Annotated in this window: 15 protein-coding genes; 13 read left to right on the top strand and 2 right to left on the bottom strand. The window is 60.5% G+C overall.

What is annotated here, in order from left to right; all coding sequences use genetic code 11:
* The first annotated feature begins 50 nt into the window (after positions 1-50).
* The 13 genes from fleN (at position 51) to ACL0K2_RS05555 (ending at position 11,377) form a co-directional block, all read left to right on the top strand.
* The gene (gene fleN / locus ACL0K2_RS05615; RefSeq protein ID WP_045162724.1) at positions 51-878 is read left to right on the top strand and encodes a flagellar synthesis regulator FleN; all 828 of its coding nucleotides are present in this window, start codon (positions 51-53) and stop codon (positions 876-878) included.
* Positions 875-1,621 (top strand): RNA polymerase sigma factor FliA, encoded by a 747-nt coding sequence (gene fliA, locus ACL0K2_RS05610; RefSeq protein ID WP_196298670.1) that lies wholly within the window; start codon positions 875-877, stop codon positions 1,619-1,621. Before fleN ends, fliA begins: the two co-directional genes overlap by 4 nt.
* Positions 1,622-1,739: 118 nt before the next feature.
* Positions 1,740-2,114, top strand: coding sequence for a chemotaxis response regulator CheY (locus ACL0K2_RS05605; RefSeq protein WP_172830728.1), 375 nt, complete (start codon positions 1,740-1,742; stop codon positions 2,112-2,114).
* A gap of 23 nt (positions 2,115-2,137) precedes the next feature.
* Complete coding sequence (locus tag ACL0K2_RS05600) at positions 2,138-2,932, top strand: protein phosphatase CheZ (protein ID WP_413043977.1); 795 nt, start codon at positions 2,138-2,140, stop codon at positions 2,930-2,932.
* Positions 2,933-2,944: 12 nt separating this feature from the next.
* Entirely contained in the window at positions 2,945-5,134 is a 2,190-nt protein-coding gene (locus ACL0K2_RS05595; RefSeq protein ID WP_413043976.1) for a chemotaxis protein CheA, read from the top strand.
* A gap of 47 nt (positions 5,135-5,181) precedes the next feature.
* Positions 5,182-6,276 (top strand): protein-glutamate methylesterase/protein-glutamine glutaminase, encoded by a 1,095-nt coding sequence (locus ACL0K2_RS05590; protein ID WP_045162720.1) that lies wholly within the window; start codon positions 5,182-5,184, stop codon positions 6,274-6,276.
* Positions 6,276-7,016 carry a flagellar motor protein gene (locus ACL0K2_RS05585; RefSeq protein WP_045162719.1) on the top strand — a complete coding sequence of 247 codons (741 nt, stop codon included), beginning with the start codon at positions 6,276-6,278 and terminating at the stop codon, positions 7,014-7,016. The genes ACL0K2_RS05590 and ACL0K2_RS05585 overlap by 1 nt, the downstream gene beginning before the upstream one ends.
* Before the next feature lie 156 nt (positions 7,017-7,172).
* Complete coding sequence (gene motD, locus ACL0K2_RS05580) at positions 7,173-8,000, top strand: flagellar motor protein MotD (protein ID WP_413043975.1); 828 nt, start codon at positions 7,173-7,175, stop codon at positions 7,998-8,000.
* Between the two features lie 89 nt (positions 8,001-8,089).
* A complete protein-coding gene (locus ACL0K2_RS05575; RefSeq protein ID WP_045162718.1) occupies positions 8,090-8,878 on the top strand; it encodes a ParA family protein in 789 nt (262 codons plus the stop codon).
* A gap of 85 nt (positions 8,879-8,963) precedes the next feature.
* Positions 8,964-9,815: a CheW domain-containing protein gene (locus tag ACL0K2_RS05570; RefSeq protein WP_045162717.1), complete on the top strand. Its 852-nt coding sequence runs from the start codon at positions 8,964-8,966 to the stop codon at positions 9,813-9,815.
* 80 nt (positions 9,816-9,895) lie between these two features.
* Positions 9,896-10,375, top strand: a complete 480-nt coding sequence (locus ACL0K2_RS05565) for a chemotaxis protein CheW (protein WP_019340623.1) — start codon at positions 9,896-9,898, stop codon at positions 10,373-10,375.
* Positions 10,376-10,378: 3 nt separating this feature from the next.
* Complete coding sequence (locus ACL0K2_RS05560) at positions 10,379-10,792, top strand: DUF2802 domain-containing protein (RefSeq protein WP_413043974.1); 414 nt, start codon at positions 10,379-10,381, stop codon at positions 10,790-10,792.
* Between the two features lie 144 nt (positions 10,793-10,936).
* Entirely contained in the window at positions 10,937-11,377 is a 441-nt protein-coding gene (locus ACL0K2_RS05555) for a rhodanese-like domain-containing protein (protein ID WP_045162715.1), read from the top strand.
* Here the strand turns inward: ACL0K2_RS05555 and ACL0K2_RS05550 are convergent.
* Both ACL0K2_RS05550 and ACL0K2_RS05545 read right to left on the bottom strand, forming a co-directional pair.
* On the bottom strand, positions 11,358-11,681 hold the full coding sequence (locus ACL0K2_RS05550; RefSeq protein WP_239611891.1) for an EscU/YscU/HrcU family type III secretion system export apparatus switch protein: 324 nt from the start codon (positions 11,679-11,681) through the stop codon (positions 11,358-11,360). The genes ACL0K2_RS05555 and ACL0K2_RS05550 overlap by 20 nt on opposite strands.
* Complete coding sequence (locus tag ACL0K2_RS05545; protein WP_413043973.1) at positions 11,678-13,201, bottom strand: flagellar hook-length control protein FliK; 1,524 nt, start codon at positions 13,199-13,201, stop codon at positions 11,678-11,680. Before ACL0K2_RS05545 ends, ACL0K2_RS05550 begins: the two co-directional genes overlap by 4 nt.
* Positions 13,202-13,328: the final 127 nt, after the last annotated feature.

Here is a 13,328-nt window from a genome sequence, read left to right as displayed (position 1 = left end):
CTGAACGCATCGATGGCCCAAGGGCTCCAGCAAGAGATAGGCGTGTGAAAATGGGTATTCATCCCGTACAGGTTATTGCAGTGACTGGCGGCAAGGGTGGCGTCGGCAAGACCAACGTGTCGGTCAATCTGTCGCTGGCCCTGGCCGAACTCGGTCGCCGAGTGGTGTTGCTCGACGCCGACCTTGGACTGGCCAATGTCGACGTACTGCTGGGTTTGACCACCAAGCGCACCCTGGCAGACGTCATTGCCGGCGAGTGCGATCTGCGTGACGTAATGATTCAAGGGCCGGGCGGCATCCGTGTCGTACCCGCGGCCTCCGGCACTCAGAGCATGGTGCAGTTGTCTACTCTGCAACATTCGGGGTTGATTCAGGCGTTCAGCGAAATCGGCAACGATATCGACGTGCTGATCATCGACACCGCGGCGGGTATCGGTGACGGCGTAGTGAGCTTCGTGCGTGCCGCGCAAGAAGTGTTGTTGGTGGTGACCGACGAACCCACTTCGATCACCGATGCCTACGCGCTGATCAAGCTCCTCAATCGCGACTACGGGATCAGCCGCTTCCGTGTGCTGGCGAACATGGCGCACGCGCCGCAGGAAGGCCGCAATCTGTTTGCGAAGCTGACCAAGGTGACCGAGCGCTTCCTTGATGTAGCGTTGCAGTACGTCGGCGCCATTCCTTATGACGAGGCGGTGCGCAAGGCAGTACAGAAGCAGCGCGCCGTGTACGAGGCTTATCCGCGAGCCAAGTGCTCGCTGGCCTTCAAGGCCATCGCGCAGAAAGTGGACACCTGGCCGCTGCCGGCATCGCCACGTGGTCATTTGGAATTCTTTGTGGAGCGCCTGGTCAGGCCCGCCGCAGAGCCTCATGAATAACAGCGGCTGGACTCGGTATGTATAACAGCAAAGCTCAGGCTAAAGATTCGCAGTATCAGCTCATCGATCAGTACGCGCCGTTGGTCAAGCGCATCGCCTATCACCTCCTGGCGCGTTTGCCGGCGAGCGTGCAGGTTGATGATCTGATGCAGGCCGGGATGATCGGTTTGCTGGAAGCGTCAAAAAAATACGATGCGGGCAAGGGCGCGAGTTTCGAGACCTATGCCGGCATTCGCATCCGCGGCGCCATGCTCGATGAGGTCCGTAAGGGTGACTGGGCGCCGCGCTCAGTGCATCGCAACTCTCGTATGGTCAGCGAGGCGATCCGGGCAATCGAAGCCAGAACGGGCCGAGATGCTAAAGATCAGGACGTTGCGGCCGAACTTAAATTGAGTCTCGATGAGTACTACGGCATTCTGGGCGACACCCTGGGCAGCCGCCTGTTCAGCTTCGATGATCTGTTGCAGGAAGGCGAGCATGGGGAGTTCGAGGAGGATGCTGCCAGCACCCATCCGGAACCGTCCCGCGATCTTGAAGACGAGCGTTTTCAACAGGCGCTGGCCGAGGCCATCGGCAACTTGCCCGAACGTGAGAAGCTGGTGCTTTCGCTGTATTACGACGAAGAGTTGAATTTGAAGGAAATCGGCCAGGTGCTGGGCGTCAGTGAATCGCGGGTGAGTCAGCTGCACAGTCAGTGCGCGGCACGTCTGCGGGCTCGCCTCGGCGAGTGGCGCGCCCGCTGACGGGCGGTTCGCAAAACAGTATTAGAGGCCGCTTACGAGCTTCATTCATGAGGCCCGCAACAGACCGTGAGCCGGTTCTGGGATTTCGGGATTTACGGAGGTGTACTTGGACAAGAACATGAAAATCCTCATCGTCGATGACTTTTCGACCATGAGACGGATCATCAAGAACCTCTTGCGCGATCTGGGCTTTACCAACACCGCTGAAGCGGACGACGGCACCACCGCGTTGCCGATGCTGAAAAGCGGCAGTTTCGACTTCCTCGTCACGGACTGGAACATGCCCGGTATGAGCGGCATCGATCTGCTGCGCGCCGTGCGCGCCGACGAGCGCCTGAAGCATCTGCCGGTGCTGATGGTCACCGCCGAGGCGAAGCGCGATCAGATCATCGAGGCCGCGCAGGCGGGCGTAAACGGTTACGTGGTCAAGCCATTCACGGCCCAAGTGCTCAAAGAGAAGATTGAAAAGATCTTCGAGCGCGTCAACGGCTGAAGCAGTAACGCCGCGAGGGCACTATGACGCAAGCAGATCAAAGCCTGGCAGAGTTCGAAGCGACTCTGAAGGCTCACGCACCTCAATTGATCGAAAGTCTGCAGCAGGGCCGCTTCGACGAAGCGACGCAGATGTTCAACGAGCTCAACCAGGCCCGCAATCATGGGCTCTATCTGGAAGTCGGCAAGCTCACCCGCGAGCTGCATAACGCCATCGTCAAGCTTGAAATGGACACCTGTGCCACGGGCGGTGACCCGTCACCGATCACCGATGCCACCGATCGGCTTTCCTATGTGGTGGAGATGACCGAAAAAGCGGCCAATCGCACGATGGACCTGGTCGAAGAATCCGCTCCGCTGGTGAATTACGTCAGTTACGAAGCGCAGAGCCTGACCGCCGATTGGCAGCGCTTCATGCGCCGCGAGATGAATGCCGAGCAGTTCAGAGATCTGGTTCGGCGTATTGACCAGTATCTGCAGCGCTCGATGAACGACAGCAGCCAGCTGTCGCAGAATCTCAGCGAAATCATGCTGGCCCAGGATTTTCAGGATCTGACCGGTCAGGTGATCAAGCGGGTGACGCGGCTGATCACCGAACTCGAAAGCAACCTGCTCAATCTCGTGCTGATGGCCGGACAGGTCGACCGCGTAGCGGGCATCCAGCATGACCGCGAAGCGATGCGCGCCGAGCAAGAAAAGAAAAAACACGAAAAAGAGCCTTCCAATGGTGAAGGTCCGCAGATGCATGCCGATATACGTGAGGATGTCGTATCCGGGCAGGACGATGTCGATGATCTGCTTTCGAGCCTGGGCTTTTAGGGGAAGGTGAATATGAGCTTCGACGCCGATGAAGAAATCCTCCAGGACTTCCTGGTAGAGGCCGGCGAGATTCTCGAACTATTGTCAGAGCAACTGGTGGAGCTGGAAAGCAGCCCCGATGATACAGCCTTGCTCAATGCGATTTTTCGCGGGTTCCATACGGTCAAAGGCGGTGCCGGTTTTCTCCAGCTGCATGAGCTGGTGGAATGCTGCCACATCGCGGAAAACGTCTTCGACATCCTGCGCAAGGGTGAGCGTCGCGTCGACTCGGAGTTGATGGATGTCGTGCTGCAAGCACTGGACTCCGTCAACGAAATGTTCGCCCAGGTGCGCGAACGCACCACTGTTACCCCTGCGACCCCCGAGCTGCTGGCGGCACTGGCGCGTTTGGCCGAGCCGGCTGACGCACAAGATCCGGTGGCCGAAGCGCCAGCCGAGCCTGAGCCCGAGCCCGAAGTCGTGACGGCGGACAATGAATTCGAGGAGTTTCTCGGCGCGCTGGATCAGTCCGCCGAAACGCCGCCTGTCGGGGCTTCTGACGAGATTACCGACGAAGAATTCGAGTCGCTGCTCGATCAACTCCACGGCAAAGGGCAGTTTGCTGCTGAGCCGGCACCTGCCCAGCCAGCTGCCGAAACGCCTGTCAGTGACGAGATCACCGACGACGAGTTCGAAGCATTGCTTGATCAGCTGCACGGCAAAGGTCAGTTCGCCGAACCGACTGCTGCTTCCGCCGCCAAGGTTGAGGCTGAGGTCAAACCTGCCGCGCCGGGTGGCGATGAAATTACCGACGACGAATTCGAAGCGCTGTTGGACCAACTCCACGGCAAAGGAAAGTTCGAGCCGGAAACGGCCGCACCTGTAGCGGCGGCGCCGACTCCCACAGCAAAGCCCACGCCGACGGTCGCACCCGCAGCGAACAAAAGCGCACCTGCCAAGCCTGCAGCTGCACCGACACCCAGCAAGCCAGCGGCACCGGCAAAAGCGGAAGCGGCGTCCAAGGCCGCCCCGGGGCCCGAGAAACCCGCGAGCGAAGCCGAGACCACCGTACGGGTCGATACGGCGCGGCTCGACGAGATCATGAACATGGTCGGCGAGCTGGTACTGGTGCGAAACCGCCTGGTCCGCCTTGGCTCCAATAGCGGCGATGAGGCCATGTCCAAGGCCGTGTCCAACCTGGATGTGGTGACGGCCGACCTGCAGAGCGCGGTGATGAAAACGCGCATGCAGCCAATCAAGAAGGTGTTCGGTCGTTTCCCGCGTCTGGTTCGCGATCTGGCGCGCAGTCTCAAGAAAGAGATCAACCTGGAGCTGGTCGGCGAAGAGACCGATCTGGACAAGAACCTCGTCGAGGCCTTGGCCGACCCGCTGGTGCACTTGGTGCGCAACGCGGTCGATCACGGTATCGAGACGCCGGAGGAGCGCGAAGCCGCTGGCAAGCCGCGCACCGGCAAGGTGGTGCTTTCGGCCGAACAGGAAGGCGATCACATCCTGCTGCTGATCACCGATGACGGCAAGGGAATGGACGCCGACATCCTACGCGCCAAGGCGGTCGAAAAGGGTCTCCTGGAGAAGGATGCCGCCGATCGCCTCAGCGATCTGGAGTGCTACAACCTGATCTTTGCACCAGGCTTCTCCACCAAATCGGAGATCTCCGATGTGTCCGGCCGCGGTGTCGGCATGGATGTGGTCAAGACCAAGATTTCGCAACTCAACGGCACGGTCAACGTCTTTTCCAGCAAGGGCCAGGGCTCCCGGGTGGTCATCAAGGTGCCGCTGACGCTGGCGATCATGCCCACGCTGATGGTGATGCTGGGCAACCAGGCCTTCGCCTTCCCGCTGGTCAGCGTCAACGAGATATTCCACCTCGATCTTTCCCGCACCAACGTGGTGGACGGTCAGGAAGTGGTCATCGTGCGCGACAAGGCGCTGCCACTGTTCTATCTCAAGCGCTGGCTGGTACGTGGTGCCGAGCATGAGGAGCAGCGCGAGGGTCATGTGGTGATCCTGAACGTCGGCAACCAGAGCATCGGCTTCGTCGTCGATCAACTGGTGGGGCAGGAGGAGGTGGTGATCAAACCATTGGGCAAGATGCTGCAGGGCACGCCCGGCATGTCCGGCGCAACCATTACCGGGGACGGGCGTATCGCCTTGATCCTGGATGTTCCGAGCATGCTCAAGCGCTACGCGCGCCGGATCTGATCAGTAGCAAGCGGTTTTATACGGACCGCTGTCGCTAGGAGTGTTTTATGGCAGTCAAGGTCCTGGTGGTGGACGATTCCGGCTTCTTCCGCCGCCGTGTATCGGAAATTCTTTCGTCAGACCCCAATATCCAGGTGATTGGAACCGCTACCAACGGGCGTGAGGCAATCGATCAGGCATTGGCATTGAAGCCCGATGTCATCACCATGGATTACGAGATGCCGATGATGGACGGCATCACCGCCGTGCGGCAGATCATGCAGCGTTGTCCAACGCCCGTGCTGATGTTCTCATCGCTTACCCACGAAGGCGCCCGAGTGACGCTCGATGCGCTGGATGCCGGGGCTGTGGACTTTTTGCCGAAGAATTTTGAGGACATTTCCCGCAATCCGGCCAAGGTCAAGCAACTGCTCTGCGAGAAGATCAATACGATCTCGCGCAGCAACCGCCGCTACGGCAGTACGCCCAGCGTTACATCTTCTGCGGCACCGACTCGTAGCGTCTCCGCTCCGGCGGGGCTGACAACGGCTACGCCGCGTGCGGCGGCACCCGCGCCAGCGGCACCGGCACCCCGTCGCAAATCGTATCGGCTGGTCGCGATTGGCACTTCGACGGGGGGGCCGGTCGCGCTCCAGCGCGTGCTGACCCAGCTTCCCGCCAATTTTCCGGCTCCCATCGTATTGATTCAGCACATGCCCGCAGCTTTCACCAAGGCATTCGCCGAACGATTGGACAAACTCTGCAAGATTCGCGTGAAGGAAGCCGAGGATGGGGATCTGTTGCGCCCAGGCCTTGCGCTGCTGGCGCCCGGTGGAAAACAGATGATGGTCGACGGGCGTGGCGCGGTGCGCATCCTGCCTGGCGACGAGCGATTGCATTATCGGCCATGCGTGGACGTGACCTTCGGCTCTGCGGCCAAGGCGTTTAGCGACAAGGTGCTGGCGGTGGTGCTCACCGGTATGGGCGCTGATGGCCGCGAAGGCGCGCGGATGCTCAAGCAGAGCGGCAGCCAGGTTTGGACCCAGGATGAGGCCAGTTGTGTCATCTACGGGATGCCGATGGCGGTAGTGAAAGCCAACCTCAGCGACGCCGTCTATGACCTCGATGAGATCGGCCGCCACCTGAGTGAGGCGTGCCTCTGATGGATGTGCTCAGCCTAATCGGGCTGGTTCTTGCGTTCGTCGCCATCGTCGGGGGCAACTTCCTCGAGGGCGGTCATGTCTCGGCCTTGCTCAATGGACCAGCCGCCTTGATTGTGCTGGGCGGGACGCTGGGCGCCGTGCTGCTGCAGACGCCGATGGCGGTGTTCATGCGCGCTATGTCGGTGGTCGGCTGGATCCTTTTCCCGCCGCGGGTCGATATGGCTCACGGCATCAGCCTGGTTACCGGTTGGAGTGCCACGGCGCGCAAAGAGGGACTGCTGGGGCTCGAGCCGATCGCAGAAACCGAACCTGATCCCTACGCGCGCAAAGGCTTGCAGCTGCTGGTCGATGGTGCTGAGCCGGAAGTGATCCGCAGCATCCTCGAGGTCGATCTGTATACCCAGGAAGCCCGCGATCTGCGCGCCGCGAAGGTGTTCGAGAGCATGGGCGGTTATTCACCGACGGTGGGCATTATCGGTGCCGTGATGGGGCTGATACACGTGATGGGCAACCTCGCCGATCCCAGTCAGTTGGGCAGTGGCATTGCCGTCGCATTCGTTGCCACCATTTACGGCGTTGCTTTTGCGAACCTGCTGGTTCTGCCGATCGGCAACAAGCTCAAAAGCGTGGTGCAGAAGCAGACCGTCTACCGTGAAATGCTGCTCGAAGGCGTCCTATCGATCGCCGAAGGGGAGAATCCTCGCTCGATCGAAATGAAGTTGCAGGGCTTCGTAGACTGAGTGACGCAAGCCGACAGCGCGCACGTTCGCCGCTGTGGATACGAGAACGAACATGGCAAATGCTCAGGTCACCATCACTATCCGTCACTGCGCTGGCGCGCCGAGCGCACGGGTCGTCGTGGCTGCGTGTCTGTCCTTGTCGGGAATCGTCTGATCATGGCTAGACGCAGAATTCACGAGGAACCGGAGAATCACGAGCGCTGGCTGGTTTCCTACGCGGATTTCATCACTTTGCTGTTCGCTTTCTTCGTGGTGATGTATTCGATCTCCTCGCTTAACGAGGGCAAGTACAAAATCCTGTCCGATTCGCTGGTAGGCGTGTTCAATCAGGCCGACCGCGCCGTCAAGCCGATTCCGGTCGGCGAAGAGCGGCCTCGTACCACCCAGCCGAACATATCCGAAGTCGACGACCCGCAAGCGTCGCAAGAGCCTATCGATCCGCTGCAAAGCATCATGCAGAGTATGCAGACCGCTTTTGCCGATCTGATCGACTCGAATCAGCTCACCATTCGGGGCAATGAGCTTTGGGTCGAGATCGAGCTGAATTCCAGCCTGTTGTTTCCCAGCGGCGATGCGTTGCCCAACGACCATGCATTCGCCCTGCTGGAGCGAGTCGCCGGGATTCTGGCGCCCTTCGATAACCCGATTCACGTCGAAGGGTTCACCGATAACCTGCCGATCAATACGGACAAGTTTCCCACCAACTGGGAGCTTTCTGCTGCGCGCGCCGGTAGTGTGGTGCGAATGCTGGCCGCCGATGGCGTCGATGCGTCACGCCTGGCGGCGGTGGGCTATGGTGAGTTCCAACCTATCGCGGACAACTCGACCGCAGAGGGCAGGGCGCGCAATCGTCGAGTGATTCTGGTTATCTCGCGTAACCTTGATGTACGCCGCAGCGTAAGTGGTGTCGGCAGTGGCAACGCCCAGGCAGTCGGCGCGGCTTTGCACTCTGGCACACAATCTGCAACCGCTCCTGGTCATTAGGTGCCGCTCGCGGCGTCGTCAATTCTCCGTCGTCGGCCAAGCCGACACGGCCGTTCCCGGTCTGGTTCGATCCGGATGGAAAGAGAGTTATGAGAGTCTGGGCTGTAGCCAATCAAAAAGGCGGAGTGGGTAAGACCACCACCTCAATCGCACTTGCCGGATTGCTGGCCGATTCCGGCAAACGGGTCGTGGCGCTGGATCTCGACCCGCATGGCTCGATGACCAGTTATTTCGGTCACGATCCGGATAATCTTGATCGCAGCGTGTTCGATCTGTTTCAGCATCAGGGCGTCGTGCCCGAAGGGCTGCCGTGGCAATTGCTGCTCCCGACGAGCCATGAGCGGGTGTCACTGTTGCCGTCGAGCACGGTGCTGGCGACCCTGGAACGCCAGTCGCCTGGGCAGAACGGCCTCGGCCTGGTCGTTGCCAAGAGTCTTTCGCAGCTCTGGCAGGATTTCGATTACGCCATCATCGATAGCCCGCCGCTGCTCGGAGTATTGATGGTCAATGCATTGGCGGCCAGCCAGCAACTGATCATCCCTGTGCAGACGGAGTTTTTGGCGATGAAGGGCCTGGAGCGGATGGTCAGCACGTTGAGCATGATAAATCGATCGCGCAAGCAGGCATTGCCCTACACCATCGTGCCGACCATGTTCGACCGGCGTACCCAGGCTTCGATGAACACCCTGAAAGTGCTGCGTAACGGCTACCAGGCCAATCTGTGGCAAGCCTTCATCCCGATCGACACGCGCTTGCGCGATGCCAGTCGCGCAGGCGTCACACCTTCGCAATATGACCCCAACAGTCGCGCGGTGCTCGCCTATCGGGCGCTACTCAAGACGTTATTGGCGGCACAAGCTTCGCCGCAGGTGGCCTGATGGCGACGTACGGATCAGATTGTGGTTCAAGTTCGCCGTGGCGGCGGCCGATAGCCTATCCAGTGGGTTTGCACGAGTTGGTTTCATGAGCCGTACCGTTCTTACAGAAAGCCGTTCGCAACAGACGCTGCAGTCTTATCTCGACGCGCTCTTGCAGGATGCCGTCATGGAATTGGCCGATTCGGTCAGCCTCGACGAGTTTCAGGCCGCAGTGCTCGAAGAGCAGCAGCGCGACATTCAGCGGGTGGTTCCGCTGCGGCACGTTGCGATGCCTGAACCAGCATTTGAGCCAGCGCCGGCTCCTGTGGCGGTGACTCCTGTGCCGGTAATAGTCGAGCCGGAAGCGTTGCTTGAGTTACCGCCCGAAGCACCGGCGCAGCCATCGTCGGCACCGGTCGAGCCGATTGCCAATTTCAGATTGCAGGGGCAGGCGCCAGGCGGCCCGCCGGCGGCCCGGAACAGCCAGCCGGAATGGGGAGAGGAGCCGTTCGAGTGCCTATTGTTCGATGTGGCCGGTCTGACGCTGGCGGTGCCGCTGGTCAGTCTCGGTTCGATCTATCCGCTCGACGGGCACGATCTGACTCCGCTGTTCGGTCAGCCCTCCTGGTTTCTCGGCATATTGCCGTGCCAGGCTGGCAATCTGAAAGTGCTGGATACCGCGCGTTGGGTCATGGCGGAGCGCTATCGCGATGATTTCCGCGAGGGCCTTCAGTACGTAATTTCGGTACAAGGGTATGAGTGGGGGCTGGCGGTGCATCAAGTCAGTCGTTCGATCCGCCTCGACCCGAAAGAAGTCAAATGGCGTTCGCAGCGTACCCAGCGGCCATGGCTGGCCGGGACGGTGATCGATCATATGTGCGCGCTGGTAGACGTGGCCGCACTTGCGGAGCTGATCGCCAGCGGCGCGACTCGTCAGCTCAAGGGCGTCCCGTCGTAATTGAACAACCGAGGGTGCGCGCAAGCGCCCCAGTAACCGATAGAATCGACCGCCACAGCGGTATATGAAGAGGTGGGGCTATGAAGATGACTTCCGCACAGGGTTCCGATGATCCGGTCCTGCAGTGGGTAACCTTCCGTCTGGATAACGAAACCTATGGCATCAACGTGATGCAGGTTCAGGAAGTGTTGCGCTATACCGAAATTGCGCCGGTGCCGGGCGCTCCAAGCTACGTGCTTGGCATCATCAACCTGCGTGGCAACGTGGTCACCGTGATCGATACGCGTCAGCGCTTCGGCCTGGACACCGCGCCCGTTTCCGACAACACGCGCATCGTCATCATCGAGGCGGATCGCCAGGTGGTCGGCATTCTGGTCGATAGCGTGGCCGAGGTGGTTTACCTGCGGCAGTCGGAGATCGAAACCGCCCCCAACGTCGGTAACGATGAGTCTGCGAAATTCATCCAGGGCGTGTGCAACAAGAACAACGAGCTGCTGATTCTGGTCGAGTTGGACAAGATGATGAGCGAAGAAGAATGGGCGGAACTTGAGAGCATCTGACACATGATCGCGTCGCTGGTCGCGGCGGTCGTCGCGCTTGCGCTGTGTTGCCTGGCACTGCTGGGCTGCTGCATCTGGCTGTTCCGTCGCCAGCGACAGCATGCCGAGCTGCAAGCGCGGGAGGATGCTGCCCGGGACAAGCGCATCAAAGCGCTCGGGGCTCGTCTGGAAAACTATCTGGAAAGCAGCGTACGCATGGGCAACGACCTGCAGGAGTTGTCTCGGATCGTTACGCCACTGCCGGAAAAGCTCAGCCAACTCGAACAACGCGATCTGAATAATTTCACCTTCTCCCAGGCCGCCAAGCTGGTCGGTATGGGGGCCAGCATCGACGATCTGACGCAATCCTGTGGCCTTTCTCAGTCCGAAGCCGAACTGATGCGCAAGCTGCATGAGTCGCGCCGCAATCCGGGCTAGCGTTCGTTTGTTCGCGGTTTCGTGACCTCTGTCCGGCCGTCAGGCCGTGGCAGTGAACGATATGACCATTGCTTCCTCCAATTTGGACAAGGCTTCGCCGTGTCTGGTGCGGGCCCGTGCCCGACGGCGGGCGAGGAGGATGTGATGCTGCGCATTCTGATGCTGTGTCTGCTGGTGAGTCCTACCTGGCTTTACGCGGGGGAAGCACCGATCGAAGTCGAAGGTGCAATGACCGTCAATGTCTACCAGGCCAGGCAGCTCCATGCGCTTGGGGCGGTATTCGTCGATGTGCGTCCGAGCCGTGAATGGGAGTGGGGGCATATCGAGGGCGCAGTGCATATGGAGCTCGCGCGAGAATTCTTCGGGTTGTCGCAGAACCAGTGGCCAAGAAGCGTGCCGCTGGTGGTCTATTGCGACAGTGAAGTCTGTCCAGCCAGCGCCGAGGCGGCACGGCTGGCCGTGGCGTGGGGCTACCAGCAGGTGTTCTATTTCCGTCAGGGTTACTTCGCCTGGACCTTGGCAGATTTCCCCCAGGAAAAAGGTCGGTTCGACGATGCCAGGACCCTTAACGCTCAGGCCCATTGAGGCGCAGGGTGGATGAAGAGTCCTGTCGCTCGGTAAATCCTGGTGGGCATTTGCCTTTCAGGTACCAGGCAAATGCGATGATTTCGGCGATGGTGCGATAGAGCGCTTCTGGAATGGCATCCCCCAGCTCCAGACGCGCCAGCAGTTTCACCAGCTCTGCATTTTCGTAGATCGGCACTTCATGCTCGCGTGCTATTGCCAGTATCGCTTCGGCCAGCTCGTCGTCGCCCTTGGCGGACAGCGTTGGCGTGGTGGCGCCATCGTAGGTAAGGGCGATGGCTTGGCGCGGTGTGTTGGCGGTCATGCGGTTTCGTCCACGAAGCGTTGATCCAGTGATGTGCGAGGCCCCTGGGGCGGCGTGCCCTGTCTGCAGGCGAGCTCCCCGATATTCAGTCCGGCCGAGACCAGCCGCTGACGCAAATGATCGAGTTCTGTCGAGATCAGTTCTGCGGTACCGCTGCGTTCTGCCCATATCTGGCTAGACAGGCTGCCCTGGAGTAGTTGCGCTTGAACCTGTAGCGGGCCCAAGGGCGCTACGTCGAACGCAAGCTCGACTTTCCAGAGGATGTCCGGCTTTTCCTTGCGGTTGTGCTGGGGCTCTTCTTCGCGCTGGAATTTCACCTGCAACGGCACGATATCGCGCTGATCACGCATCGGCACCTCGATCTGCCAGGTCGTGACTTGCGTGCCGTCCGGGCTGGTCTGGGTCTGGGCGAGGCTGGACAGCTGGTGAGTCTGCAATCGCGACACGGCGGCAGCGGCGAGCTTCAGCAGCAGCTCCAGGTCGGGCTCGTCCTCGGCGTTGGGCAATAACCGGCTCGGTAACGGAAAGGTCTGCGCCATCTGGCGGGTGTTCGGTTGTCCTAAGGCACCCAACGCATTGCGGGCGAAGGCCGGTAATGCCTGTCCGAATGCGGCACCGGCCTGTGCCGCCGTCATAGGTCCGCCGCCGGGTAGTCCGGGCAGTTGGGCGATCAGGCGCAGCAGGGCCGCCTTCATGTCCGTCGGCAGGCTGCTCTCGTGGCTGTTCAACAGACTTCCTTCGAGAAAGACACCGCTGCGCGCCAGCGCCTGGGCAACGGTTTTGGCGTCACCGAGCTGTTGCATGTCCGGGACCAGGCCGAGCAGACGTTCGGCCGCACCGCGCAACCGTTCGGGCAGTCCACTGCCGGATCCCAGTGCGCCCAGCAATCCTTCGATCGACCCCTGACGACTATGTTGCGCAGTCAATTGCTGCCCCAGCACCAACTGATCGAGGCGACCGCTCAGTGGCATGAACGCCAGCGACTGGTCGCCCTGGACTCGGGCCGTTACCAAATTGCCCGGCGCCAGCGGGATCGCCGACTCGACGTTCAGTTTCTGCCCGGCAAGCGGCGAGTTGAGCAGGCTGATCACGACCTTGAATACCGTCTTCCCGTCCTGCTGTGCCTGCTGGCTGGCCGTCACCTTGCCTTGCACCACGCTCCCTACCGGCAGTTGGGTGAGATCGATACTGCTCTGCGGCTGGCGATTACCGGGTTGCAGCGCGGCCATCAGGCGGGTGTCGGACACGGCGGTAATGAGCATGGCTGTCCCGGGTACAGCGGCCTTGGGACTGCTGGTTTCGACCGTCGCCTGTCGTCCGTTGGTCAGTGTAAGTCGCAGCGTCAGCTGAAAGCTTTGCAGCGCCTCCTTGATGCTGACGACCTCGGCGTCGGCACTTTCCCCCGCGACAAGCAACCCCTGCATCGGCTGCAACAGCTTCAGTGCCATCTCGGCCGAAGTCGTTACCGGACGAGACGGGCCGGAAGAGGGGATTGCCTGGGTACTCTTGATCTCGGTCATTTTTACTTAAATGCTCTTACAACCTTTCGCCGTTGTGGCCTTTGGTGCAGGGGCTCGGCATGTATAATTCCGGCCGCCCGGCTCGCTAACGATGTAGCGGCCGGGCTTCTTCCATCTTGAGGTAGCC

The sequence above is a fragment of the Pseudomonas sp. YJ42 genome, from assembly GCF_047225135.1.
Classification (GTDB): Bacteria; Pseudomonadota; Gammaproteobacteria; order Pseudomonadales; family Pseudomonadaceae; genus Stutzerimonas; species Stutzerimonas stutzeri_E.
This window is presented reverse-complemented; position numbering and strand designations above follow the sequence as displayed.